This window comes from Serratia nematodiphila DZ0503SBS1 (assembly GCF_000738675.1).
Taxonomy (GTDB): domain Bacteria; phylum Pseudomonadota; class Gammaproteobacteria; order Enterobacterales; family Enterobacteriaceae; genus Serratia; species Serratia nematodiphila.
The window spans coordinates 1,095,190-1,120,500 of the sequence record NZ_JPUX01000001.1 but is presented as its reverse complement, the minus strand read 5'-3'; the positions used below and the strand labels follow the sequence as shown (position 1 = coordinate 1,120,500).

Annotated in this window: 22 protein-coding genes, 4 tRNA genes, 3 rRNA genes and 1 other annotated feature; of the genes, 10 read left to right on the top strand and 19 right to left on the bottom strand. The window is 55.5% G+C overall.

The window, feature by feature from the left end; translation table 11 throughout:
- Positions 1 to 69 precede the first annotated feature (69 nt).
- On the bottom strand, positions 70 to 168 hold the full coding sequence (ilvL, locus tag JL05_RS24660; protein WP_013814970.1) for an ilv operon leader peptide: 99 nt from the start codon (positions 166 to 168) through the stop codon (positions 70 to 72).
- A gap of 133 nt (positions 169 to 301) precedes the next feature.
- Positions 302 to 1,534, bottom strand: a complete 1,233-nt coding sequence (locus JL05_RS05100; protein ID WP_033631834.1) for an MFS transporter — start codon at positions 1,532 to 1,534, stop codon at positions 302 to 304.
- A gap of 341 nt (positions 1,535 to 1,875) precedes the next feature.
- Between JL05_RS05100 and JL05_RS05095 the strand changes: the two genes are divergently transcribed.
- Positions 1,876 to 3,399 carry a YifB family Mg chelatase-like AAA ATPase gene (locus JL05_RS05095; protein ID WP_033631833.1) on the top strand — a complete coding sequence of 508 codons (1,524 nt, stop codon included), beginning with the start codon at positions 1,876 to 1,878 and terminating at the stop codon, positions 3,397 to 3,399.
- A 27-nt stretch (positions 3,400 to 3,426) separates the two neighbouring features.
- Here JL05_RS05095 and JL05_RS05090 read toward each other — a convergent pair whose 3' ends face one another.
- The gene (locus JL05_RS05090) at positions 3,427 to 3,765 is read right to left on the bottom strand and encodes a MaoP family protein (RefSeq protein ID WP_033631832.1); all 339 of its coding nucleotides are present in this window, start codon (positions 3,763 to 3,765) and stop codon (positions 3,427 to 3,429) included.
- 119 nt (positions 3,766 to 3,884) lie between these two features.
- Here JL05_RS05090 and hdfR point away from each other — a divergent pair, with 119 nt between their 5' ends.
- A complete protein-coding gene (gene hdfR / locus JL05_RS05085; RefSeq protein WP_033631831.1) occupies positions 3,885 to 4,712 on the top strand; it encodes an HTH-type transcriptional regulator HdfR in 828 nt (275 codons plus the stop codon).
- A 269-nt stretch (positions 4,713 to 4,981) separates the two neighbouring features.
- Here the strand turns inward: hdfR and JL05_RS05080 are convergent.
- The 10 genes from JL05_RS05080 to rluD form a co-directional block, all read right to left on the bottom strand.
- Positions 4,982 to 5,057 (bottom strand) — tRNA-Trp (locus JL05_RS05080).
- Positions 5,058 to 5,108: 51 nt separating this feature from the next.
- Positions 5,109 to 5,185: transfer RNA gene (locus tag JL05_RS05075), tRNA-Asp, on the bottom strand.
- Between the two features lie 94 nt (positions 5,186 to 5,279).
- Positions 5,280 to 5,395, bottom strand: a 5S ribosomal RNA gene (rrf, locus tag JL05_RS05070).
- Between the two features lie 99 nt (positions 5,396 to 5,494).
- Positions 5,495 to 8,400, bottom strand: a 23S ribosomal RNA gene (locus tag JL05_RS05065).
- Between the two features lie 207 nt (positions 8,401 to 8,607).
- Positions 8,608 to 8,683 (bottom strand) — tRNA-Ala (locus tag JL05_RS05060).
- 39 nt (positions 8,684 to 8,722) lie between these two features.
- Positions 8,723 to 8,799, bottom strand: a tRNA-Ile gene (locus tag JL05_RS05055).
- Between the two features lie 74 nt (positions 8,800 to 8,873).
- Positions 8,874 to 10,415: ribosomal RNA gene (locus JL05_RS05050) — 16S ribosomal RNA — on the bottom strand.
- Together the 16S, 23S and 5S rRNA genes with 4 tRNA genes alongside form the textbook arrangement of a ribosomal RNA operon.
- A gap of 523 nt (positions 10,416 to 10,938) precedes the next feature.
- Positions 10,939 to 13,512 carry an ATP-dependent chaperone ClpB gene (gene clpB, locus JL05_RS05045; protein ID WP_033631830.1) on the bottom strand — a complete coding sequence of 858 codons (2,574 nt, stop codon included), beginning with the start codon at positions 13,510 to 13,512 and terminating at the stop codon, positions 10,939 to 10,941.
- Between the two features lie 130 nt (positions 13,513 to 13,642).
- The gene (yfiH, locus tag JL05_RS05040; protein WP_033631829.1) at positions 13,643 to 14,374 is read right to left on the bottom strand and encodes a purine nucleoside phosphorylase YfiH; all 732 of its coding nucleotides are present in this window, start codon (positions 14,372 to 14,374) and stop codon (positions 13,643 to 13,645) included.
- Complete coding sequence (gene rluD, locus JL05_RS05035; protein WP_004932452.1) at positions 14,374 to 15,351, bottom strand: 23S rRNA pseudouridine(1911/1915/1917) synthase RluD; 978 nt, start codon at positions 15,349 to 15,351, stop codon at positions 14,374 to 14,376. Before rluD ends, yfiH begins: the two co-directional genes overlap by 1 nt.
- A 131-nt stretch (positions 15,352 to 15,482) precedes the next feature.
- On the opposite strand from rluD, the gene bamD reads away from it, so the two are divergent.
- The 4 genes from bamD to pheA all read left to right on the top strand — a co-directional run bounded on the left by bamD (position 15,483) and on the right by pheA (position 18,317).
- Positions 15,483 to 16,214, top strand: coding sequence for an outer membrane protein assembly factor BamD (bamD, locus tag JL05_RS05030; RefSeq protein ID WP_004932456.1), 732 nt, complete (start codon positions 15,483 to 15,485; stop codon positions 16,212 to 16,214).
- Between the two features lie 312 nt (positions 16,215 to 16,526).
- Positions 16,527 to 16,868 carry a ribosome-associated translation inhibitor RaiA gene (gene raiA, locus JL05_RS05025; protein WP_004932457.1) on the top strand — a complete coding sequence of 114 codons (342 nt, stop codon included), beginning with the start codon at positions 16,527 to 16,529 and terminating at the stop codon, positions 16,866 to 16,868.
- Positions 16,869 to 16,990: 122 nt separating this feature from the next.
- Positions 16,991 to 17,117: a sequence feature (Phe leader region), on the top strand.
- A complete protein-coding gene (locus JL05_RS25300; protein ID WP_101428074.1) occupies positions 16,992 to 17,039 on the top strand; it encodes a hypothetical protein in 48 nt (15 codons plus the stop codon). Its footprint overlaps the feature before it by 48 nt.
- A gap of 42 nt (positions 17,118 to 17,159) precedes the next feature.
- Positions 17,160 to 18,317, top strand: a complete 1,158-nt coding sequence (pheA, locus tag JL05_RS05020; protein ID WP_033631828.1) for a bifunctional chorismate mutase/prephenate dehydratase — start codon at positions 17,160 to 17,162, stop codon at positions 18,315 to 18,317.
- 54 nt (positions 18,318 to 18,371) lie between these two features.
- Here pheA and tyrA read toward each other — a convergent pair whose 3' ends face one another.
- Positions 18,372 to 19,493, bottom strand: coding sequence for a bifunctional chorismate mutase/prephenate dehydrogenase (gene tyrA, locus JL05_RS05015; protein WP_004932463.1), 1,122 nt, complete (start codon positions 19,491 to 19,493; stop codon positions 18,372 to 18,374).
- 3 nt (positions 19,494 to 19,496) lie between these two features.
- Positions 19,497 to 20,573: a 3-deoxy-7-phosphoheptulonate synthase gene (locus JL05_RS05010; protein WP_004932466.1), complete on the bottom strand. Its 1,077-nt coding sequence runs from the start codon at positions 20,571 to 20,573 to the stop codon at positions 19,497 to 19,499.
- 495 nt (positions 20,574 to 21,068) lie between these two features.
- Here JL05_RS05010 and JL05_RS05005 point away from each other — a divergent pair, with 495 nt between their 5' ends.
- The 4 genes from JL05_RS05005 (at position 21,069) to JL05_RS04990 (ending at position 23,089) form a co-directional block, all read left to right on the top strand.
- Complete coding sequence (locus tag JL05_RS05005; protein WP_004932469.1) at positions 21,069 to 21,833, top strand: DUF481 domain-containing protein; 765 nt, start codon at positions 21,069 to 21,071, stop codon at positions 21,831 to 21,833.
- 245 nt (positions 21,834 to 22,078) lie between these two features.
- Positions 22,079 to 22,300, top strand: coding sequence for an HP1 family phage holin (locus tag JL05_RS05000; protein WP_004932472.1), 222 nt, complete (start codon positions 22,079 to 22,081; stop codon positions 22,298 to 22,300).
- On the top strand, positions 22,284 to 22,796 hold the full coding sequence (locus JL05_RS04995) for a lysozyme (RefSeq protein ID WP_033631827.1): 513 nt from the start codon (positions 22,284 to 22,286) through the stop codon (positions 22,794 to 22,796). Before JL05_RS05000 ends, JL05_RS04995 begins: the two co-directional genes overlap by 17 nt.
- Positions 22,797 to 22,861: 65 nt before the next feature.
- A complete protein-coding gene (locus JL05_RS04990) occupies positions 22,862 to 23,089 on the top strand; it encodes an ogr/Delta-like zinc finger family protein (protein ID WP_016929021.1) in 228 nt (75 codons plus the stop codon).
- Positions 23,090 to 23,233: 144 nt separating this feature from the next.
- Here the strand turns inward: JL05_RS04990 and rplS are convergent, their stop codons facing one another.
- Genes rplS through rpsP form a run of 4 tightly spaced genes read right to left on the bottom strand, consistent with a single transcriptional unit; the run spans position 23,234 to position 25,274 of the window.
- Complete coding sequence (gene rplS / locus JL05_RS04985; RefSeq protein WP_004932484.1) at positions 23,234 to 23,590, bottom strand: 50S ribosomal protein L19; 357 nt, start codon at positions 23,588 to 23,590, stop codon at positions 23,234 to 23,236.
- Positions 23,591 to 23,638: 48 nt separating this feature from the next.
- Positions 23,639 to 24,406, bottom strand: coding sequence for a tRNA (guanosine(37)-N1)-methyltransferase TrmD (gene trmD, locus JL05_RS04980; protein WP_033631826.1), 768 nt, complete (start codon positions 24,404 to 24,406; stop codon positions 23,639 to 23,641).
- A 52-nt stretch (positions 24,407 to 24,458) separates the two neighbouring features.
- Positions 24,459 to 25,007: a ribosome maturation factor RimM gene (gene rimM / locus JL05_RS04975; RefSeq protein WP_004932489.1), complete on the bottom strand. Its 549-nt coding sequence runs from the start codon at positions 25,005 to 25,007 to the stop codon at positions 24,459 to 24,461.
- A gap of 18 nt (positions 25,008 to 25,025) precedes the next feature.
- On the bottom strand, positions 25,026 to 25,274 hold the full coding sequence (gene rpsP / locus JL05_RS04970; protein ID WP_004932501.1) for a 30S ribosomal protein S16: 249 nt from the start codon (positions 25,272 to 25,274) through the stop codon (positions 25,026 to 25,028).
- Between the last annotated feature and the right edge of the window lie 37 nt (positions 25,275 to 25,311).

Sequence of the window (25,311 nt, the reverse complement as noted above, 5' to 3'; positions counted from 1 at the left end):
TTTCTCTTGCCAATAAAAAACCCCCGGACCTGACGGTGCGGGGGTTCTCTTGCGATTCCGGCTTGTTTGCTAAGCCTTTCTTCGTCCAAGTGCAGCCCCGCACGGTGGGATAATAATCACCACCACGCTAATCACGACTAGGCTAATCACTTGGGCAAAGGCTTTCATAATGGGTTTGTTCACTGTGCTCATTCAGAACTAATGCTTACAGAGGTACCACAGCCGCGCGCGACATGACAACACTTTTTTTGCGTTATTATTCGGCGCAATCTGGTCATACCTCACGCGAATCGCCCCTCTTTCACACGTTGGCGCGCATACCCGGATTTTCTACCGCGTCGGTGATCGCCTGGCCGCGCGTATCCTTGCCGAAGAACACCAACAGGGCGATCGCCACCGCCACCGTACCGGCGACGATCGCCATCGCCAGACCGTAATTATGCCCATGATGCTCGGCGATGGTGGCTTGCAGCGTGGCGTTGACCGAGGCGATCAGGTTACCCAGCTGGTACACGAACCCCGGCAGCACCGCGCGGGTGTTGGCCGGCACCAACTCGGTCAGATAGGTCGGCACCACGCCCCAGGCGCCCTGAACCATGAACTGCATCAGGAAAGCGCCGATCCCCAACATCAGCGAACCGCTGGAAAACGCCCACAGCGGGATCACCGGCAGCGCCAACAGCGCGGCAATGATGATCGCTTTTTTTCGGCCGAACTTTTCTGACAACGAACCGAAGAAAACACCACCGATAATTGACGCGATATTGTAGCTAATGGCGATGATACTGACGGTTTTAGGGTCGAAACCGTGCTGAACTTTCAGAAACACCGGATACAGATCCTGCGTACCGTGGGAGAAGAAATTGAACGCCGCCATCAGCAGCACCAGATAGCAGCACAGCTTCCAGTGGCTCTTCAACACCGGCAGCAAGGCGGTGCTCTCTTTGCGTTCACGCGCCGCCAGCCATACCGGCGACTCCTGCACGCAATAATAAATAAACGGCAGCAGCAGGATCGGCGCCGCGCCGATGACGAACATACCGCGCCAGCCGACCGTTTCGAACAGCAGGCCGTACACCACCGCCGCCAGCAGATAACCAAACGGATAGCCGGCCTGGAAAATACCCGACATCAGGCCGCGTGAGCGGTCCGGTATGGTTTCCATCGCCAACGATGACGCCACGCCCCAAATGCCGCCCATCGCAACACCGTACAACACCCGCAACAGCAAGAAGACCGTCAGCGAGGGCGCGGCGGCAGAGAGCAGCTCAAACACCGAGAAAAAGACGATATTCAACATCAGGATCGGCTTGCGGCCATATTTTTCCGCCGCACGCCCGAAGATCAGCGCGCCAATCGGGCGCACCGCCAGCGTGAGCAGAATCGCCAACGTGACTTGTTCCAGACCGACGTGAAAGGACTGCGCGATGTCGCTGAGTAAGAATACCAGCACGAAAAAATCGAAAGCGTCGAGCGTCCAGCTTGAAAAGCTGGCGATTGCCGCGTTGCGTTGCAGCGGGGTCCAACCAAACATAGTGTTATCCCTACCGTAGAGTACGAAGTCAGGAGGTTTAGCGGCTGCCGGGCAGAATGCGGCGGCGGTCGGGGCTTGTTAAAGAAGTGATTTTTCTTTTAATCAATTGTTAAATACACCCGTTAACCCTATGATTGCAATGTGTATGGGCCGCTAATGTGTTGCAGCCTTCAGCGAATTGTTAATGGGTATTGCCGCAGGATGCGAGGCGGCTCGCACAATCTCATTTACTTCGATGAAAATGAGCAATTACGCTGCGAAACCCCTAGAAAAACCACTAATAACGCCGCGCAATGCCAGAATGAATCACGCATCATGTCGTCCTCAGCAAGGAGAGCGATATGTCACTGGCGTTAATCTATAGCCGCGCCATCATCGGCGTTCAGGCCCCTTCCGTGACGGTGGAGGTGCATATCAGCAATGGCCTGCCCGGCCTGACGCTGGTCGGCCTGCCGGAAACCACGGTAAAAGAGGCGCGCGATCGGGTGCGCAGCGCCCTGATCAACAGCGGTTTCACCTTTCCCGCCCGGCGCATCACTGTCAATTTGGCGCCCGCCGATCTGCCGAAAGAAGGCGGGCGTTACGATCTGCCGATAGCGCTGGCGATCCTCGCCGCCTCCGAGCAATTGCCCCTCGCACCGTTGGCACGCTACGAGTTTCTTGGCGAGCTCGCGCTGTCTGGCGCACTGCGCGCGGTCAGAGGTGCCATCCCGGCGGCGCTGGCGGCGGCTGACGCCAGGCGACAATTGATCCTGTCGACGGACAACGCCGCCGAAGTCGGCCTGATCGCGCAGTCGCACTCCCATACCGCCCAACACCTGCTGGAAGTCTGCGCTTTTCTGCTCGGCCAAGGCGAACTGCCGGTGGCGGCCACGCCCCCCGACGCGGACAACGCGTGCGAAAACGCCGACCTGCGCGACATCATCGGCCAGGAACAGGCCAAGCGGGCATTAGAGATCGCCGCCGCCGGCGGGCATAACCTGCTGTTGATTGGACCACCGGGCACCGGTAAAACCATGCTGGCCAGCCGTCTCACGGGCTTGCTGCCGCCGCTGACGGAGGCTGAGGCGTTGGAAAGCCTGGCAGTCGCCAGCTTGCAGCATCACATTCCCGCCGCTCTACCATGGCGTCAGAGGCCGTTCCGCGCACCGCACCACAGCGCCTCGATGGCGGCATTGGTCGGCGGCGGCTCACTGCCGCGACCGGGCGAGATCTCGATGGCGCATAACGGCGTGCTGTTTCTGGATGAACTGCCGGAATTCGAGCGTAAGGTACTGGATGCGCTGCGTGAGCCGTTGGAATCCGGCGAGATCGTGATTTCACGTGCCAACGCCAAGGTCTGTTTCCCCGCCAGGGTGCAACTGATCGCGGCAATGAACCCCAGCCCGACAGGGCATTATCAGGGATTGCACAATCGCGCCTCACCGCAGCAGGTGTTGCGCTATCTGGCCCGGCTGTCAGGGCCTTTTCTCGACCGTTTCGATCTGTCTATCGAAGTACCGTTGTTGCCGCCGGGTACGCTCAGTCATCGGAAAACCCATGGAGAAAGCAGCGAACAAGTACGGAAAAGGGTGCAGCAGGCACGCACCCGGCAGCTCGAACGCGCAGGTAAAGTCAACGCGCTGTTGAGCAACCGCGAAGTGGAACGAGATTGCGTTTTGCAGGCGGCTGACGCCGAGTTTTTGGAAGCAACATTAAACACGCTGGGGTTATCGGTTCGCGCCTGGCAGCGCATCTTGAAAGTGGCGCGCACGCTGGCGGATTTGGCGGGAGATGCTGAACTCGACAGGCACCACCTCAGCGAAGCACTGGGCTATCGCAGTATGGACCGTCTGCTGTTACAACTGCATCGCAGTCTGGAATGAAAATGGGGCCCGCAGGCCCCATCGTCTTTAGTCTTCGCTGTCGCTGTAATCTTCTACTGCGTCAGCCTGCGGTTTACCGCCGGACAGAGTATGGAATTTCTTCGGGCGACGTGTGCGCGCCAGATATTTAGCCCATACTTTTTCCTGCTCGGTAGCCGCTTCGCGCTCACCGCGGCACACTGCGACGAACAGCTGTTCTTCTTCAGTGACCGGCTGGCGTTTGCCCGAGTCCAGCTCGTTAAACGCGTAGCCGAAGCGCTCTAGCAATTGCGCCTCTTTAATGGTGAAATCGCCGTGACGGGAGAACCCGCGAGGGTAATGTTTATTATCAAAAAAACGATTGGTCGTGGTGAAGCTATCCGCCATCTGACACGCTCCTAATTCTCTTATGGCCGTGCTGTTTATGGCGCGGAGTATTAGATAGGCTTGACAGCGTGTAAAACAAAACATTTAAATCTTAACGACAAATTTTTTTGGAGATAGGTGTGGATACCGAATTACTGAAAACCTTTTTGGAGGTCAGTAGAACGCGTCACTTTGGCAGAGCCGCAGAATCCTTGTACTTAACGCAGTCCGCGGTCAGTTTCCGCATCCGTCAGCTAGAAAACCAGTTGGGCGCAAATTTATTTACCCGTCATCGCAATAACATCCGCCTGACGCCTGCCGGCGAGCGGCTTCTGCCCTATGCCGAGAGCCTGATGAACACCTGGCAGTTGGCGAAGAAGGAAGTCGTGCGTTCGCTGCAACACACCGAGTTATCGATCGGCGCTACCGCTTCGTTGTGGGAGGCCTATCTGACTCCCTGGTTGCAAGCACTCTATCAACAACGCGAGGCGCTGCAGCTAGAAGCCAGGGTGGCATTAAGGCACTCTTTGGTAAAACAACTGCATGAAAGGCAGCTCGATTTACTGATCACCACTGAACCGCCGAAGATGGATGAATTGGCCAGCCAGCAGCTGAGCAATTTCTCATTACGCCTGTTCTCATCCGCTTATCGTGACAAACAGACCCCAATGCCCTACATCAAGCTGGAATGGGGAGCCGACTTCCACCAACAGGAAAACCGCATGTTGGAAGGTGATAACGTACCGGTGCTTACCACCACCTCCGCTCACCTGACGCGTCAGCTGTTGGAAACCACGGGCGGATGCGCTTTCCTGCCCAGCCATTGGGAAAAAGAGTACCCACAGCTGGTGGCCGCCACCGAGATCCCGCCGATTATCCGCCCACTGTATGCCGTCTGGTTGCAAAATAGCGATCAACAACCTTTGATTCGGCAATTACTTAAAATACCTTTAAATACCGCAGCCTAAAGCGCTATGGCGGCCTTAAACGCCGCCACCGTGGTCTTGGCTGTCTATCATGCCAAAAGCCGCCCATCGCCTTCTGAGAGAAGAAAATGCAAAATGGCAGGAGAATCAGGAGCTCTGCGGAGGTAAAGATCGAAAGGTTATGGAGCAACTCGGATCAGATAAACATCAGCATAGAGCAGCCGATGCGCTCTTTTCCAAAACGATAACGCGCTAAGGAAAGGGATAATAGGTAAAAAAAAACCCTTTGCTTTCGCAAAGGGTTCTTAATATGGCAGGGGCGGAGAGACTCGAACTCGCGACACCCGGTTTTGGAGACCGGTGCTCTACCAACTGAGCTACGCCCCTAAATCTCGCTTAACATTATGCCTGCTAATAAAGCAGGCATAATTAAATAAGTGGCGGAACGGACGGGGCTCGAACCCGCGACCCCCTGCGTGACAGGCAGGTATTCTAACCAACTGAACTACCGCTCCACCGATTCTTTTACGTTGTATCTTTCGATACCGGCAATATCGCGCTCTGCGACTTGCGCATTACCAGTCGTCACACTGATAACGTTTATTTGATGCCTGGCAGTGTCCTACTCTCGCATGGGGAGACCCCACACTACCATCGGCGCTACGGCGTTTCACTTCTGAGTTCGGCATGGGGTCAGGTGGGACCACCGCGCTATTGCCGCCAGGCAAATTCTGTTTCATTCCAACCGCTTCACTCTCGTGTCGCCATCAGAACCAATCTCGGAACTTCGCTGAAAATCTCTCTAAAAACACCTTCGGTGTTGTAAGGTTAAGCCTCACGGATCATTAGTACTGGTTAGCTCAATGCATCGCTGCACTTACACACCCAGCCTATCAACGTCTTAGTCTTAAACGTTCCTTCAGGGGCCTTAAAGGCCCAGGGAAGACTCATCTTGAGGCAAGTTTCGCGCTTAGATGCTTTCAGCGCTTATCTTTTCCGCACTTAGCTACCGGGCAATGCCATTGGCATGACAACCCGAACACCAGTGGTGCGTTCACTCCGGTCCTCTCGTACTAGGAGCAACCCCTCTCAATCTTCCAACGCCCACGGCAGATAGGGACCGAACTGTCTCACGACGTTCTAAACCCAGCTCGCGTACCACTTTAAATGGCGAACAGCCATACCCTTGGGACCTACTTCAGCCCCAGGATGTGATGAGCCGACATCGAGGTGCCAAACACCGCCGTCGATATGAACTCTTGGGCGGTATCAGCCTGTTATCCCCGGAGTACCTTTTATCCGTTGAGCGATGGCCCTTCCATTCAGAACCACCGGATCACTAAGACCTACTTTCGTACCTGCTCGAGCCGTCACTCTCGCAGTCAAGCTAGCTTATGCCTTTGCACTAACCTCACGATGTCCGACCGTGATTAGCTAACCTTCGTGCTCCTCCGTTACTCTTTGGGAGGAGACCGCCCCAGTCAAACTACCCACCAGACACTGTCCTCACCCCAGATTATGGGGCCGAGTTAGAACATCAAACATTAAAGGGTGGTATTTCAAGGATGGCTCCACGCAGACTGGCGTCCACGCTTCAAAGCCTCCCACCTATCCTACACATCAAGGCTCAATGTTCAGTGTCAAGCTATAGTAAAGGTTCACGGGGTCTTTCCGTCTTGCCGCGGGTACACTGCATCTTCACAGCGAGTTCAATTTCACTGAGTCTCGGGTGGAGACAGCCTGGCCATCATTACGCCATTCGTGCAGGTCGGAACTTACCCGACAAGGAATTTCGCTACCTTAGGACCGTTATAGTTACGGCCGCCGTTTACTGGGGCTTCGATCAAGAGCTTCGCCTTGCGGCTGACCCCATCAATTAACCTTCCAGCACCGGGCAGGCGTCACACCGTATACGTCCACTTTCGTGTTTGCACAGTGCTGTGTTTTTATTAAACAGTTGCAGCCAGCTGGTATCTTCGACTGGCTTCAGCTCCATCCGCAAGGGACTTCACCTACATGCCAGCGTGCCTTCTCCCGAAGTTACGGCACCATTTTGCCTAGTTCCTTCACCCGAGTTCTCTCAAGCGCCTTGGTATTCTCTACCTGACCACCTGTGTCGGTTTGGGGTACGATTTAATGTTACCTGGAGCTTAGAGGATTTTCCTGGAAGCAGGGCATCAACTACTTCTGCACCGTAGTGCATCGTCATCACGCCTCAGGGTTAACATGCAACCGGATTTACCAGGTCACACCCCCTACACGCTTAAACCGGGACAACCGTCGCCCGGCTAGCCTAGCCTTCTCCGTCCCCCCTTCGCAGTAACACCAAGTACAGGAATATTAACCTGTTTCCCATCGACTACGCTTTTCAGCCTCGCCTTAGGGGTCGACTCACCCTGCCCCGATTAACGTTGGACAGGAACCCTTGGTCTTCCGGCGAGCGGGCTTTTCACCCGCTTTATCGTTACTTATGTCAGCATTCGCACTTCTGATACCTCCAGCAACCCTCACAGGCCACCTTCAACGGCTTACAGAACGCTCCCCTACCCAACAACGCTAAGCGTCGCTGCCGCAGCTTCGGTGCATGGTTTAGCCCGTTACATCTTCCGCGCAGGCCGACTCGACCAGTGAGCTATTACGCTTTCTTTAAATGATGGCTGCTTCTAAGCCAACATCCTGGCTGTCTATGCCTTCCCACATCGTTTCCCACTTAACCATGACTTTGGGACCTTAGCTGGCGGTCTGGGTTGTTTCCCTCTTCACGACGGACGTTAGCACCCGCCGTGTGTCTCCCGTGATAACATTCTTCGGTATTCGGAGTTTGCATCGGTTTGGTAAGCCGGGATGGCCCCCTAGCCGAAACAGTGCTCTACCCCCGAAGATGAGTTCACGAGGCGCTACCTAAATAGCTTTCGGGGAGAACCAGCTATCTCCCGGTTTGATTGGCCTTTCACCCCCAGCCACAAGTCATCCGCTAATTTTTCAACATTAGTCGGTTCGGTCCTCCAGTTAGTGTTACCCAACCTTCAACCTGCCCATGGCTAGATCACCGGGTTTCGGGTCTATACCTTGCAACTAGTCGCCCAGTTAAGACTCGGTTTCCCTACGGCTCCCCTATACGGTTAACCTTGCTACAAAATATAAGTCGCTGACCCATTATACAAAAGGTACGCAGTCACACCACGAAGGTGCTCCCACTGCTTGTACGTACACGGTTTCAGGTTCTATTTCACTCCCCTCGCCGGGGTTCTTTTCGCCTTTCCCTCACGGTACTGGTTCACTATCGGTCAGTCAGGAGTATTTAGCCTTGGAGGATGGTCCCCCCATATTCAGACAGGATGTCACGTGTCCCGCCCTACTCATCGAACTCACGACCTGTGCATTTTAGTGTACGGGGCTATCACCCTTTGCTGCGCGACTTTCCAGACGCTTCCACTAACACACAAGCCGATTCAGGTTCTGGGCTCCTCCCCGTTCGCTCGCCGCTACTGGGGGAATCTCGGTTGATTTCTTTTCCTCGGGGTACTTAGATGTTTCAGTTCCCCCGGTTCGCCTCATGCCACTATGTATTCATGACATGATAATGTGTCGAAACACACTGGGTTTCCCCATTCGGGTATCGCCGGTTATAACGGTTCATATCACCTTACCGACGCTTTTCGCAGATTAGCACGCCCTTCATCGCCTCTGACTGCCTAGGCATCCACCGTGTACGCTTAGTCACTTAACCTCACAACCCGAAGATGTTTCCATCGTTCGCGCTGCAAACATTTGAGAGACTCTATGACAGGTTACTCTTTATCCCGGCACTTCTACGGAGGGATAAATTTCAGCCGTCATGTTTCAATTTTCAGCTTGTTCCAGATTGTTAAAGAGCAAAATACTTCGCAGCATACTGTCGCCAATATACTCTGAAGTATTGAAATACCGGACTATATGGTGGAGCTAAGCGGGATCGAACCGCTGACCTCCTGCGTGCAAGGCAGGCGCTCTCCCAGCTGAGCTATAGCCCCATACAGTCACGCGCAGTACCTTTTCCACTTCATGAGAAGTGGTAGGCCTGAGTGGACTTGAACCACCGACCTCACCCTTATCAGGGGTGCGCTCTAACCACCTGAGCTACAAGCCTATAAAGGTATTTCTGCTCGTTACTTTCTATCAGACAATCTGTGTGAGCACGCCACGCGAACTAATATCTTTAGGTAAGGAGGTGATCCAACCGCAGGTTCCCCTACGGTTACCTTGTTACGACTTCACCCCAGTCATGAATCACAAAGTGGTAAGCGCCCTCCCGAAGGTTAAGCTACCTACTTCTTTTGCAACCCACTCCCATGGTGTGACGGGCGGTGTGTACAAGGCCCGGGAACGTATTCACCGTAGCATTCTGATCTACGATTACTAGCGATTCCGACTTCATGGAGTCGAGTTGCAGACTCCAATCCGGACTACGACGTACTTTATGAGGTCCGCTTGCTCTCGCGAGGTCGCTTCTCTTTGTATACGCCATTGTAGCACGTGTGTAGCCCTACTCGTAAGGGCCATGATGACTTGACGTCATCCCCACCTTCCTCCAGTTTATCACTGGCAGTCTCCTTTGAGTTCCCGGCCGAACCGCTGGCAACAAAGGATAAGGGTTGCGCTCGTTGCGGGACTTAACCCAACATTTCACAACACGAGCTGACGACAGCCATGCAGCACCTGTCTCAGAGTTCCCGAAGGCACCAATCCATCTCTGGAAAGTTCTCTGGATGTCAAGAGTAGGTAAGGTTCTTCGCGTTGCATCGAATTAAACCACATGCTCCACCGCTTGTGCGGGCCCCCGTCAATTCATTTGAGTTTTAACCTTGCGGCCGTACTCCCCAGGCGGTCGATTTAACGCGTTAGCTCCGGAAGCCACGCCTCAAGGGCACAACCTCCAAATCGACATCGTTTACAGCGTGGACTACCAGGGTATCTAATCCTGTTTGCTCCCCACGCTTTCGCACCTGAGCGTCAGTCTTCGTCCAGGGGGCCGCCTTCGCCACCGGTATTCCTCCAGATCTCTACGCATTTCACCGCTACACCTGGAATTCTACCCCCCTCTACGAGACTCTAGCTTGCCAGTTTCAAATGCAGTTCCCAGGTTGAGCCCGGGGATTTCACATCTGACTTAACAAACCGCCTGCGTGCGCTTTACGCCCAGTAATTCCGATTAACGCTTGCACCCTCCGTATTACCGCGGCTGCTGGCACGGAGTTAGCCGGTGCTTCTTCTGCGAGTAACGTCAATTGATGAGCGTATTAAGCTCACCACCTTCCTCCTCGCTGAAAGTGCTTTACAACCCGAAGGCCTTCTTCACACACGCGGCATGGCTGCATCAGGCTTGCGCCCATTGTGCAATATTCCCCACTGCTGCCTCCCGTAGGAGTCTGGACCGTGTCTCAGTTCCAGTGTGGCTGGTCATCCTCTCAGACCAGCTAGGGATCGTCGCCTAGGTGAGCCATTACCCCACCTACTAGCTAATCCCATCTGGGCACATCTGATGGCAAGAGGCCCGAAGGTCCCCCTCTTTGGTCTTGCGACGTTATGCGGTATTAGCTACCGTTTCCAGTAGTTATCCCCCTCCATCAGGCAGTTTCCCAGACATTACTCACCCGTCCGCCGCTCGTCACCCGGGGAGCAAGCTCCCCTGTGCTACCGCTCGACTTGCATGTGTTAAGCCTGCCGCCAGCGTTCAATCTGAGCCATGATCAAACTCTTCAATTAAAAGCTTGATTTGCTTCCACTCGAGAAGCGATGCTCAAAGATTTACTGCATGAATTTTACTTCAGTTAGTCACTCTTCAAGACTTGATATTTTTTTGCATCCGAAGATGCTGGATATCGTCTTGTGGAGTGCCCACACAGATTGTCTGATAAATTGTTAAAGAGCAGCGCCGAGAAACTCATCGGCGCGGGCTGCGTATACTACGCTTTTCGCCCGGAGAGTCAAGCGTTTATTTCGCTTTCTTCTCGCTGACCCGGCGGCTTGTCAGTCGTTGTTCCCGGTCAGTGGAGGCGCATTATAGGGAGTTCTCGGCGAGCCGCAACCCCTAATTGCAAAAAACTTTTCAAGCGCTCAAATAATCACCAAAAACGCCTTTTTAGGATGTTTATTAGTCGAAAAACACCGGTTTTAGCACAGTAATAGCGGCAACCTCTGTAAATAGGGACAAACGAAGATAAAGAAGAAGATAAAGAAAAGGGAGCGGTCACCCGCTCCCTTTCATCTTTAATAGGCTTAATTGCCGTTATTGGCGTGCAACGATATGGTTGTTTTCCACATCCAGCGTCACCAGCTTGCCGGGGATCAGCTTGCCGGACAGGATTTGCTGCGCCAACGGGTTCTCGATCTCCTGCTGAATAGCACGTTTCAACGGACGCGCACCATACACAGGGTCGTAACCGGTTTTGCTCAACAGTGCCAGGGCCGGTTCGGTCATGGTCACTTCGTAACCGCGCTCTTCCAAACGCTTGTACAGACGCGACAGCTGAATCTTGGCGATCGCAGCAATGTGTTTCTCGCCCAGCGGATGGAACACCACCACTTCATCGATACGGTTGATGAATTCCGGACGGAAGTGGTGACTCACCATCTCCATCACCGACTCTTTCATCTGCGCGTAGTTCATCTGACCGAAATGCTCCTGGATCAGATCCGAACCCAGGTTGGACGTCATAATCACCACGGTATTGCGGAAATCGACGGTACGGCCCTGGCCATCGGTCAGGCGGCCGTCATCCAACACCTGCAGCAGGATGTTGAACACGTCCGGGTGCGCTTTCTCGACTTCATCCAGCAGGATCACCGAATAAGGCCGGCGGCGCACGGCTTCCGTCAGGTAGCCGCCCTCTTCATAACCGACATAGCCCGGAGGCGCGCCGACCAGACGCGAAACGGAGTGTTTCTCCATAAACTCGGACATGTCGATACGTACCATAGCGTCGTCGCTGTCGAACAGGAACGAAGCCAGCGCCTTGCAGAGCTCGGTTTTCCCCACCCCGGTCGGGCCAAGGAACAGGAACGAACCGATCGGCCGGTTAGGATCGGACAACCCGGCGCGGCTGCGGCGGATAGCATTAGAGACCGCGCTGACCGCTTCGTCCTGGCCGATCACCCGCGAATGCAGCTCTTGCTCCAGGCGCAGCAGCTTGTCGCGCTCGCCTTCCAGCATCCTGGCCACCGGGATCCCGGTCGCGCGCGCCAGCACTTCGGCAATCTCCGCATCGGTTACCCGGTTGCGCAGCAGCTTCATGCTCTTGCCTTCGGCCTGCGTGGCAGCGGCGAGCTGTTTCTCCAGCTCAGGGATCTTGCCGTACTGCAGTTCCGACATCCGCCCCAAATCGCCGACGCGACGCGCCTGCTCCAGGGTGATTTTGGCCTGCTCGAGTTCCGCCTTGATGTTCTGAGTACCGGAGAGTGACGCTTTTTCCGCTTTCCACTCTTCTTCCAGCTCCGAATATTCGCGTTCTTTCTGCCCCAGCTCATCGCTGAGCATTTCCAAGCGTTTCTTACTGGCGTCGTCCGACTCTTTATTCAGCGCCTGCTGTTCCAGCTTCAACTGAATGATGCGGCGCTCAAGCCTGTCGAGCGATTCAGGCTTGGAGTCCATCTGCATGCGAATGCTGGACGCCGCTTCGTCGATCAGGTCAATAGCCTTGTCCGGCAATTGACGATCGGCGATATAACGGTGCGAAAGCGTTGCCGCCGCCACGATGGCCGGATCGGTGATCTGCACGTGGTGGTGCAGTTCGTAACGCTCTTTCAGGCCGCGCAGAATAGCGATAGTGTCTTCCACGCTCGGCTCCGCCACATACACTTTCTGGAAACGACGTTCGAGGGCCGCATCCTTCTCTATATATTGACGATACTCATCCAGCGTGGTGGCACCGACGCAGTGCAGCTCGCCGCGCGCCAGCGCCGGCTTCAGCATGTTGCCCGCATCCATTGCGCCATCCGCCTTACCGGCGCCGACCATGGTGTGCAGTTCGTCGATAAACAGGATCACGCTGCCTTCCTGCTTGGCCAGATCGTTGAGCACGCCTTTCAGACGCTCTTCAAACTCGCCGCGATATTTGGCGCCGGCGATCAACGCGCCCATATCGAGGGACAATACGCGCTTGTGCTTCAACCCTTCCGGCACTTCGCCGTTGATGATGCGCTGCGCCAGGCCTTCGACGATGGCGGTTTTACCCACGCCGGGTTCGCCGATAAGTACCGGGTTGTTTTTGGTGCGGCGTTGCAGCACCTGAATGGTGCGGCGGATCTCTTCGTCACGGCCAATCACCGGGTCAAGTTTGCCCTGCTCGGCACGTTCGGTCAGATCGATGGTGTATTTCTTCAATGCTTGCCGTTGGTCTTCGGCGCCTTGGTCTTCCACGCTGTCACCGCCTCTCATTTGTTCAATGGCTTTGCTGATTTTGTCGGCCGTTGCGCCGGCCGCTTTCAACAAGTCGGTCAACGAGCCGCGGTCTTCCAGCACCGCAAGCACAAACAGCTCGGAAGAAATGAATTTGTCCGCGCGCTTCTGCGCCAGCTTGTCGCACAGGTTCAGGACGCGCACCAGCTCGTGGGACGGTTGAACGTCGCCACCGGTGCCTTCTACCTGCGGTAAACGGGACAGCGCCTGTTCGATTTCGGTGCGCACGCGCCCGGCATCGATACCTGCGGAAGTTAATAGTGGACGAACCGTGCCCCCTTCCTGATTGAGCAGGGCGCTCATCAGATGTAGCGGTTCAATAAACTGGTTGTCGTGCCCAAGGGCTAGTGACTGGGCATCGGCGAGGGCAAGCTGGAATTTGTTGGTAAGACGATCCAGACGCATAACACCTCCAAGATGGGTCGAAATTGCTACTGGAGATTAAATGAGGTCATCCCTCAAATTTTCAAGGTTATCTCGACGCTAAATTTTCGGTACAACGCCATGCGTCGTTGGATCGTCCTAATTCAATAGGTTATATCAGCCAGATTAAACTTGCCATACGTCCGGTTATTCCATCGCGCCGATAGGAGAAAAAATGACTCGTTTCGTTAACCGTACAGCGGTCGCCGCCATAGATGGCCTGCACGCCCGCACGCAACAAGCGTTGGCGAGCCAGCAAATAGATATTAGCCAAAAACTTATCGCCGTGCGGGGTAAACGCCGCTGCGGCTTCGGCGTCTTCCGCCATGAAAGCGGCGCGCACCTCCGGCCCGACCTCAAACTGCTGTGGGCCGATCGCCGGCCCCAACCAGGCACTAATTTGGCACGGTGCAGCGCTGAACGCCGCCACGGTTTGCTCCAGCACGCCGTGGCACAATCCGCGCCAGCCGGCGTGGGCGGCAGCCACTTCGTCACCGTGCTGCGAGCAGAATAGCACCGGCAGACAATCCGCCGTCATCACGGCGCACACCTGCCCCGGCACGTTGCTGTACACCGCATCCGCCCGCAGATCGGCGGGCGCTTTCCCTGTCAACGTCACCACGCGAGTGCCGTGCACCTGCTCGAGCCACACCGGCATCTGCGGCAAACCGGCGGCGGTAACCAAACGTTCCCGATTGCGTGTCACCGCTTGCGCCTCATCACCGACGTGGGTGCCGAGGTTCAGCGAGTCATAAGGCGGCAGGCTAACGCCGCCGCCACGCGTGGTGCTGCAGGCCTTAACGCCGGTAGGCAACGGCCAGTCAGGCAGAATGAGCGAGCTCATTACCAGTCCATCTGATCTTTGAATTCTTCGGTGTCCGCCTTCAGCGCGTTGATCAGATCGACCATGTCCTGCGGCAGCGGCGCATGCCACTCCATCTGGATGCCGCTGATCGGATGATACAAACGCAGCATGGTGGCGTGCAGCGCCTGGCGGTCAAAGCCGCGCAGCGTGTTGATGAAGGCTTCCGAAGCGCCTTTCGGCGGACGCGGACGGCCGCCGTACAGCGGATCGCCCACCAGCGGATGGCTGATGTAAGCCATGTGCACGCGGATCTGGTGAGTACGGCCGGTTTCCAGGCGCAGGCGCAGGCGGGTGTGTGCGCGGAAGTGTTCCATGATGCGGTAGTGCGTTACCGCCGGTTTACCCATCGGGTGCACCGCCATATGGGTACGCTTGGTGGAATGTCGCGCGATAGGCTCTTCTACCGTGCCGCCGGCGGTCATGGTGCCGATCGCCACCGCTTCATATTCACGGGTGATCTCACGCGCCTGCAGCGCTTCCACCAGCCGGGTTTGCGCCGGCACGGTTTTCGCCACCACCATCAGGCCGGTGGTGTCTTTGTCCAGACGGTGCACGATGCCGGCGCGCGGCACGTCGGCAATTTCCGGGTAGTGATGCAGCAGCGCATTGAGCACCGTGCCGTCCGGGTTACCGGCGCCAGGGTGCACCACCAAATCGCGCGGTTTGTTGATCACCAGGATGTCGCTGTCTTCATAGACGATATCCAGCGCGATGTCCTGTGGCTCCCAACGCGCCTCTTCTTCAATCTGTGCATCGATGGCGACGGTCTCTCCGCCCAGCACCTTCTCTTTCGGTTTGTTTGACGTTTTGCCATTGACCTTCACCCGATCGCCCAGGATCCACTCTTTTATGCGAGATCGTGAATAATCAGGGAACAATTCGGCCAAAGCCTGATCTAAACGTTGTCCGAGTTGAGATTCGGCCACCGTTGCGGTGAGTTGTACTTGTTGTGCCATATGCAGCTTCTTCGTTAACGTTGGGTTTTCACGGCGATGCCGTTTAATATAATGTGCTATTGTACCTGGTCTTTGTCGGGAGCTTAACGGACAGTCTCCCGGAATAACACCCTGAGGATAATCAAAACGTCATGACGCGTATGAAATATCTGGTGGCGGCAGCCACGTTGAGCCTGGCGCTGGCAGGTTGCTCCACATCCAAGGATGCGGTTCCCGACAACCCACCTTCGGAAATCTATGCTACCGCGCAGCAAAAACTGCAGGACGGTAACTTCAAGGGCGCGATTACGCAACTCGAAGCGTTAGATAACCGCTATCCTTTCGGGCCGTATTCCCAGCAGGTCCAGCTGGATTTGATTTACGCCTACTATAAGGCCGCCGACTTGCCGATGGCTCAGGCATCCATCGATCGCTTCATGCGTCTGAACCCGACGCACCCGAACATCGATTACGTGATGTACATGCGCGGCCTGACCGACATGGCGCTCGATGACAGCGCGCTGCAGGGCTTCTTCGGGGTTGACCGTTCGGACCGCGATCCTCAGCACGCTCGCGCTGCGTTCCGCGACTTCAGCCAGTTGATTCAGCAATACCCGAACAGCCAATACGCGACCGACGCCAACAAGCGTTTGGTGTATCTGAAAGACCGTTTGGCCAAGTATGAGCTTTCGGTGGCGGAATACTACACTAAACGCGGTGCTTACGTCGCGGTCGTTAATCGCGCCGAGCAGATGTTGCGTGAATTCCCGGATACCAAAGCGACGCACGACGTGTTGCCGCTGATGGAAAATGCCTACAAGCAGCTGCAGCTGAACGGCCAGGCTGACAAAGTGGCCAAAGTGATCGCCGCCAACCCGCAATAAGCGTGCTTCGGCACAGGCAGAAAAACCAAACGGCAGCCAAGGCTGCCGTTTTCATTGGCGTCGACCTGGTTTTTACTGGAAAAATACACAAGTAAAAACACGGTGTTAGCTAGTACTCCTCACCGGTCAACTCATCGATAATGCGCCATCCGGCGGCAACTCTCAAGCATTAGATAGCCAATTCAAATGCTGAATCACAGATTGAACTAACTTTGCAAAAAGTGACAAAAAATCGTGATTTACATCACGCATTTAAACAAAAAGCGGGGTATGCTGGATTCACCAAGACGGAAAGACAGAGAGGTAAGTTATATGACATTGAACATTACCAGCAAACAAATGGATATCACTCCCGCAATCCGCAATCACGTCGAAGACCGTCTCACCAAACTGGAAAAATGGCAGACCCAGCTGATTAACCCGCATATCGTCTTATCCAAAGAACCGCAAGGGTTTGTCGCCGATGCTACCATTACCACGCCTAACGGCCCGCTGGTCGCCAGTGCCAAACATGATGACATGTATACCGCCGTTAATGAGCTTATCGCCAAGCTGGAGCGCCAGCTGAACAAGGTGCAGCACAAAGGCGAAGCGCGCCGCTGCAACGCCAGCGTGAAAGACATCGTGCCGGAAGTCACGCAAGAGCAGGAATAACCGTCCGACAGCGATTGCCGCATCAAACGCGCCCGAGGGCGCGTTTTTTGTCGGGTATTTTTGTTGACGGGCTAAAGGCCAGCGGTTACTTTAAAACCTGTTCACATCAACCTTAGGTAGACCATGCCACGCACACCGTTTTTCTTCGCATTCTTTTTTACCTTCCCCTGACTGGGAGGCGTTTCGTCGTGTGAGAAAGAATGCGAAGACGAACAACAAGGCCTCCTGGAGACAGGGGGCTTTTTTTATGGCTGTTTTACAACGAATAAGAACTGAAGGCGGAAGCTGATTATGACTGACAACCCGTTATTGGTGCTGCGCGAGCGCATCAGCGCACTGGACTTGAAACTGTTGGCCCTGCTGGCGGAACGCCGTGAGCTGGCGATCGAAGTCGGCAAGACCAAGCTGCACTCTCATCGTCCGATCCGCGACAAAGAGCGCGAACGCGATCTGCTGGATGCGCTGATCGCCGCCGCCAAACCTTACGATCTGGACGGCTTCTACGTCACCCGCCTGTTTCAACTGATTATCGAAGATTCCGTCCTGACCCAGCAGGCACTGCTGCAGCACCAGCTCAACCCCGTCAGCCAACACTCTGCACGCATCGCCTTTCTCGGCCCGAAAGGCTCCTACTCACATCTGGCGGCACGCCAATACGCCGCCCGCCATTTCGATCGGCTGATCGAATGCGGCTGCCAGAAGTTTCAGGATATCTTCGCCCAGGTGGAAACCGGCCAGGCGGACTACGCAATTTTGCCGATCGAGAATACCAGTTCCGGTTCGATTAACGAGGTGTACGATCTGCTGCAACACACCAGCCTGTCGATCGTCGGCGAACTAACCAACCCGATCGATCATTGCGTTCTGGTGGCCGGCGACAGCGATCTTAGCCAGATTGAAACCGTCTACAGCCACCCGCAGCCGTTCCAACAGTGCAGCCAGTTCCTAAACCGCTTCCCGCACTGGAAAATCGAGTACACCGAAAGCACCGCCGCGGCGATGGAGAAAGTCGCCAAGCTGAATTCGCCGAAGGTGGCAGCGCTGGGCAGTGAGGCTGGCGGCGCGTTGTACGGGCTGCAGGTGCTGGAACACAACCTCGCCAACCAGCAGCAGAACATCACTCGCTTCATCGTCCTGGCGCGCAAAGCGATCGACGTATCTGAACAGGTGCCGGCCAAAACCACGCTGATCATGGCGACCGGCCAACAATCCGGTGCGTTGGTCGAAGCGCTGCTGGTTCTGCGCGACAACGGCATCATCATGACCAAACTGGAATCACGCCCGATCAACGGCAATCCGTGGGAAGAGATGTTTTATATCGATGTGCAGGCCAACCTGCGCGCCGACGCGATGCAAAAAGCGCTGCGCGATCTGGCGCCAATCACCCGCTCGCTGAAGGTACTGGGCTGCTACCCGAGCGATACCGTGGTGCCGGTCAACCCATCCTGAAACCATAAAAAAAGGTTCGGCCAAGCCGAACCTTTTACGTTTACCGCCCGCGTTTTACTGCCGGCTGTCGTTAGCCTGCCGCAACAGCGTGCGGCTCTCCACCAGGAAGCGTTGGGCGTAATCGCCGAACCAGTGCTCCACCTTGCGGAAACTGTCGATAAACGCCTGTTTGTCGCCATGCTCCAACAGCGTTATTGCCTCGCCGAAGCGCTGGTAGTAACGTTTAATCAGCGCCACGTTTTCCTCCGACGACATGATGATATCGGCGTACAGCTGCGGATCCTGCGCAAACAGGCGGCCAACCATCGCCAGCTCCAGCCGGTAGATCGGCGAGGAGAGCGCCAGCAACTGCTCCAGTTGCACGTTCTCTTCCGCCAGATGCAACCCGTAGGCGAAGGTGGCGAAGTGCCGCAGCGCCTGAATAAACGCCATGTTCTGATCGTGTTCGACCGCGCTGATGCGATGCAGCCGAGCGCCCCACACCTGCAGCTGTTCAAGCAGCCACTGGTAAGCCTCCGGCTGGCGGCCGTCGCAGTAAACCACCACCTGCTTCGCCACGCTGCCCACGTCCGGGCCGAACATCGGGTGCAGCCCGACCACTGGGCCGCTGTGCGCCGCCAACATCGCATGCAGCGGGCGGTTCTTCACCGACGCCAAATCCACCAGAATACAGTCGGCAGGCAGCGTCGGCAGGCGGCTTATCACCTGCTCGGTCACGTGGATCGGCACGCTGACGATCACCATGCCGGCGTCTGCCAGCAGCTGTTCCGCCTGCGGCCAATCTTCCTGATCCAGTACCCTGACCTGATAACCCGACAGCGTCAGCAAGCGGTTGAACAGCCTTCCCATCTGGCCGTTACCGCCGATGATGACGATCGGCCGCAGCTGCGGACACAAAGTTTTAAAGCCTTTATCGTTCTCGCTGACGTAGGATTCGCGCATCACGCGGCGCAAAACGTCCTCGATCAAATCCGGCGGCACCCCGAGGTTTTCCGCCTCCTGGCGACGCGAGGCCAGCATCGCGGCTTCGCGCTCCGGTACGTAAACCGGCAGGCCATGACGGCTTTTGACTTCGCCCACTTCCGCTACCAGATGCAGGCGTTTCGCCAGCAGACCCAGCAGCGCTTTATCCACCTCATCGATTTGATCGCGCAGCGCGGTCAGTTCTGCCACCATAACTTACTTTTCTCCCGTACGGGCCGCCAGCGCAGCGCCGAGTTCCTGATGCATATGGCGCAACAGGGTTTCCGTGCTCTCCCAGTTGATGCAGGCGTCGGTGACGGACACACCGTAACGCATGTCTGCACGCGGCTGTTCGGAAGACTGATTGCCCTCATGCAGATGGCTCTCCAGCATAATGCCGGTGATTGAGCGGTTACCCGCCTTGATCTGCTCCACCACGGACTCGGCCACCGCCGGCTGACGGCGATAGTCTTTATTCGAGTTGCCATGGCTGCAATCTATCATCAAGGACGGGTGGAGTCCCGCCTCAAGCATCTGTTTTTCACAGGCCGCAACGTGCTCAGCGCTGTAGTTCGGAGTTTTGCCGCCGCGCAGGATCACGTGCCCATCCGGGTTGCCCTGCGTCTGCAGCAGGCAAACCTGGCCTGCCTGGTTGATGCCGACGAAGCGGTGCGGCATAGCAGCGGCGCGCATGGCGTTGATGGCGGTACCCAAACTGCCGTCGGTGCCGTTTTTGAACCCGACCGGCATCGACAGGCCGGAGGCCATTTCGCGGTGGGTCTGCGATTCGGTGGTGCGCGCACCGATCGCCGACCAGCTGAACAAATCCCCCAGGTACTGCGGGCTGTTCGGATCCAACGCTTCGGTAGCCAACGGCAAGCCCATGCCCACCAGATCCAGCAACAGGCGACGCGCGATATGCAAGCCTGCTTCAACGTCAAACGAACCGTCCATGTATGGATCGTTGATCAAACCTTTCCAGCCGACAGTGGTTCTGGGTTTTTCAAAGTAGACGCGCATAACGATATACAGCTGATCGCTCAAGTCAGCCGCCAGGGTTTTCAAACGACGGGCATAGTCCAGCGCCGCGTCCGGATCGTGGATCGAACAAGGCCCGCACACCACCAACAGGCGATGATCGCGCCCCTGCAAAATGTTGGCGATAGTGTTGCGCGCAGTGGCGATCTCATTTTCGTCGTCGGCGCTGAGCGGGAACTGGTTCTTCAGCTCCTCCGGCGTGATGAGAACCTGTTCTGCACTGATGTGTACGTTATTGAGCGCGTCTTTTTGCATGATGCTATTCCTGTCGTTTGGCGTTATGCGTTGAAATGGAACATTGAGCGTTTCAGGGCTCTACCCTATCACGATATGTAAAGTTTTCAATCCATTTTCCGTAAATAAAAAATTACCATAATCACCCTGATTAAATCACCGTTGAAAAAGGCTTGTAAAAACCAGTTAAAATACAATAAATACATGGAATTAATGAATCACAAAGCCCGTCACCCCACATTAGCCACTCGGTCTAAGAAAAATGAGCACTCGTAAATAAATATGTACACTTGGTTTTGCAGCGAAAATACGCCGCCGATCTCGGCACCGACGCCTGTGCAAAGCAGGATCAGCACGAAATGCCGCCAAAAGCGATGATTTTAAGTAGAAGAAAAGCGAATAAATGAGGGATAAAAATTAAAAACTTAAGCTAATGGCGGCTATTTTTGTCGCCGAAATGAACCGATATAATGTGACCGTCATCAACAATAACTCCCCTTAACAACTGGATCCAAGATGCTCTCTTCTCGCGCTCGTCGCGCTTTTCCGCTGTATATTTGCTGCTTAACGACTTTCACCAGTGTTTCAGCCCTTGCCGACAATACGCTTTTCACCGCGATGGACGATCCGGCCACCGCCAAGAAACCGTTCGAAGGCAACGTGCAGGCGGGCTACAACGCCCAGTCAGGCAACTCGCAGAGCTCCACCCTGTTGGCCAACACCAACATGACCTGGTTCAACAGCGACGCGGCGTACAGCCTGTGGGGGGCGGCCAACAACACCACCTCCTCCAACGTGCGCTCATCCGAAAAATACCAGGCCGGTGGCCGTACGCGCTATAACCTGACAGATCGCAACTACCTGTTCGGTCAGGCCAGCTGGCTGAGTGACCGTTTCAACGGTTACGACTCACGCTCCACGCTGACCGGCGGCTACGGCCGTCAACTCCTTAACGGGCCGCTCAGTGACCTGCGGGTGGAATTCGGTCCCGGCGTGCGCCATGATGAATACCATGGCGGCGGCCGCTCGACCAAGGGGCTGGCCTATGGTGCGGCCAACTATTCCTATCAGTTGACCGACAACACCAAGTTCATTCAGGGCGTTTCCGCGCTGGCGAACGAAGAAACCACGCTGAACTCGGAAAGCGCGTTGAACGTGGCGATCAACGATCGCTTCTCATTGCGCGTGGCTTACACCGTGACCTACAACAGCAAACCGCCGGCCTCAGCGCCGAAGAACACAGATACCACCACCTCGGTCACGCTGGTCTACGGCCTGTAATCTCCCCCATTATTTCTCGAAGCCCATCATCGATGGGCTTTTTTTATGCCGCCCCCCTCCCTCTTTTGCACAATCTGCTAAAAATATTCACCTCACCCATTGACGATTTTAGCAAATAGCTTAATACTGTATGTATATACAGTAATTATCATACAGGCCAGGAGCATGATGGATATCGATAGCAAGCTGTCTCGCATTGATGCCTCCGGCTCCCGAGATTCTGTAAACGAAGCGAGCATAAGGCTATGGAGAAAATAACCTCATTCATCACCTACGCCATGGCGCTGTTTCTCGCCTGGCTCGGCAAGCTGTCTCCGCAGGACATTGCCTTTTTAGTCGGTGCGGCGGTAGGCATCGGCACGTTTCTGGTGAACTGGTACTACCGACGTAAAAGCCTGCAGATCTTGAAGGCCATTGAGCGCAATGCGACATCGCGGAGGAAAATTTACGATGAGTGCAACCGTTAAGCGCTGCAGCGTCGCCGCCGTTTTGGCCATCGCCGTGCTGTTGCCGTCATTTGGCGAGCTGCAAACCTCAGAAGCTGGCCTCAGGCTGATCGCCGATCTCGAAGGTTGCCGCCTGTCGCCTTACCAGTGCAGCGCCGGGGTGTGGACTCAGGGCATTGGGCACACCGCTGGCGTCATCCCTGGTAAAGCGATCGATGAACACAAAGCCGCGATGGGTTTGGTCGACGATGTTCGCCGCACCGAGCGCGGCATGGCCGCCTGCCTGCCGGATACGCTCTCGCAACAAACCTATGATGCGGCGATCGCCTTCGCCTTCAATGTGGGCGTCAGCGCAGCCTGCCACTCTACGCTGGTCGCGCTGCTGCAACAGCGCCAGTGGCGGCAGGCCTGCGATCAGCTGCCACGCTGGGTTTACGTAAACGGAAAGAAAAACAAAGGGCTGGAACAGCGACGCGCCATGGAACGCGCACTGTGTTTGCAGGGCATTGCCTCATGATGACGAGTTCGCTCGCCAAAGGATGATGCCACACCAATTTACTTAATTTGTTCAAGGGGGTTCTTATGATGCACTGTCCACTATGCGGTCACGTGGCCCACACTCGCTCCAGCCGCTATCTGAGCGAGTCGACCAAAGAGCGTTACCATCAATGCCGCAACATCAATTGCAGCTGCACGTTCGCCACGCACGAGTCCGTTGCACGGGTGATCGTCAAACCTGGCGATGATATTGTCCCGGCGCAGCCGCACCCGCCGGAGAATCAACATAAACAAAGCGCCGCCGCGCTGTAATGCCAAAAGCCTGCTGATGGAGGCTTTTTAATGTCGCGGCCAGGCAGCTAAGGCCTCGCAAATGCAACGTGATAGATTTTTCAGATAAAAAAAGGGGTTGGCATAATGCCAACCCCTGATAACTATTAACTTTTGGATGCAGCGTTAGCCAACGCGGTTCAGACGCTCTTTGATACGAGCAGCCTTACCAGTACGCTCACGCAGGTAGTACAGTTTAGCTTTACGAACGGCACCACGACGTTTAACAGTAATGCTGTCGATTACTGGGGAGTGAGTCTGGAATACGCGCTCAACACCTTCGCCGTTGGAAATCTTACGAACAGTGAATGCAGAGTGCAGACCGCGGTTACGGATAGCGATAACCACGCCCTCGAATGCCTGCAGACGTTTTTTGCTACCTTCAACGACCCATACCTTCACTTCCACGGAATCACCCGGACGGAATGCAGGTACGTCTTGTTTCATCTGCTCTTGTTCAAGTTGCTTAATAATGTTGCTCATAATATGTCTCTTACCCTAGGTAAACTGATATATCGGTCCCGTCTGATGTCAGACGTTTCCTTCATAGTCCTGTTGCCTGGCCTGATGTTCCCGTTGGAACTCAGCCAGCAACACCGCTTGCTCGTCAGTCAGAGCTAGGCTTTCTAGAAGTTCAGGTCTTCTAAGCCAGGTTCGGCCCAGCGACTGCTTTAAGCGCCAGCGACGTATCTCGGCATGGTTGCCCGACAGCAGAACCGGCGGTACCTCCATCCCTTCCAACACCTCGGGGCGGGTATAGTGCGGGCAGTCCAGCAATCCGTCGGCGAAGGAGTCTTCCTCCGCTGAGGCCTGATGGCCCAGCACACCCGGTATGAAACGGGCGACTGAATCAATCAGGGTCATCGCCGGCAGTTCCCCGCCGCTGAGAACGTAATCGCCGATTGACCATTCTTCGTCAATTTCGGTTTGGATTACGCGCTCGTCTATCCCTTCGTAACGGCCGCACACCAGAATCATCTTCTGATTGGCCGCCAGTTCGCACACGCCGGTTTGATCCAGCTTGCGCCCCTGAGGTGACAGATAAATCACCTTTGCTCCCTCGCCTGCCGCTGCTTTCGCCGCATGAATGGCTTCCCGTAAAGGTTTCACCATCATCAGCATTCCCGGGCCGCCGCCGTAAGGGCGATCGTCCACGGTGCGATGCCGGTCGTAGGTGAAGTCGCGAGGACTCCAACACTGCACGCTCAGCAGGCCATTTTTTACTGCCCGGCCAGTCACCCCGTAATCGGTGATAGCGCGGAACATCTCAGGAAACAGGCTTACAATACCGATGAACACAAGCCAATCCCCTTACCGTTATTCCACTTGCTTCGACCGTTTGATCCGGGGGTCAAAAACCAGGATCCCAATCTGCCTCAATCACGCGAGCAGTGAGATCGACTTTCTTGATAACCTGCCCATGAAGAAACGGAATCAACCGCTCCTTCATGCCGAACGCATCTTTCAGGTTCGCTTTCACAACCATCACATCGTTCGAGCCGGTTTCCATCATATCGATGACTTTACCCAGCTCGTAGCCAGCGGAGGTGACTACCTGGCAGCCCATCAGGTCTTTCCAGTAGTAATCATCACCCTCCAACGGAGGAAGTTGATCGGAATCCACCATAATCTCGCGATTAGTCAGCAGATTCGCCGCGTCCCGATCGTCAATGCCTTTGACTTTGATGATCAGATCCTGACTGTGGCGCTTCCAGTCTTCCAACTCGATATGCTGCCACTGACCCGCCTGCTGGATAAACCACGGCTGATAGTCAAAAATGCTTTCGGCGTTCTCGGTGGATGAAAACACTCTGAGCCAACCACGAATGCCGTAAGCGGAACCCATTTTACCGAGTACAATCGGCGCGATCGGCGCTACCGGTTTGAGTTGCTTGCTCATTGCCACCACCGCGACAGATTAAGCTGCTTTCTTAGCGTCTTTGATCAGCGCGTGAACGCGATCAGAAACGGTTGCACCCAGACCAACCCAGTGCTCGATGCGGTCCAGGTCCAGACGCAGTGCTTCAGCCTGACCGGAAGCGATCGGGTTGAAGAAGCCTACGCGCTCGATGAAACGACCATCACGAGCGTTGCGGCTGTCGGTCACTACTACTTGATAGAACGGACGCTTTTTAGCGCCGCCACGTGCCAAACGAATTGTTACCATAACATCCTCTTTAGTTAATAAAACAGCCGGGCCCCAT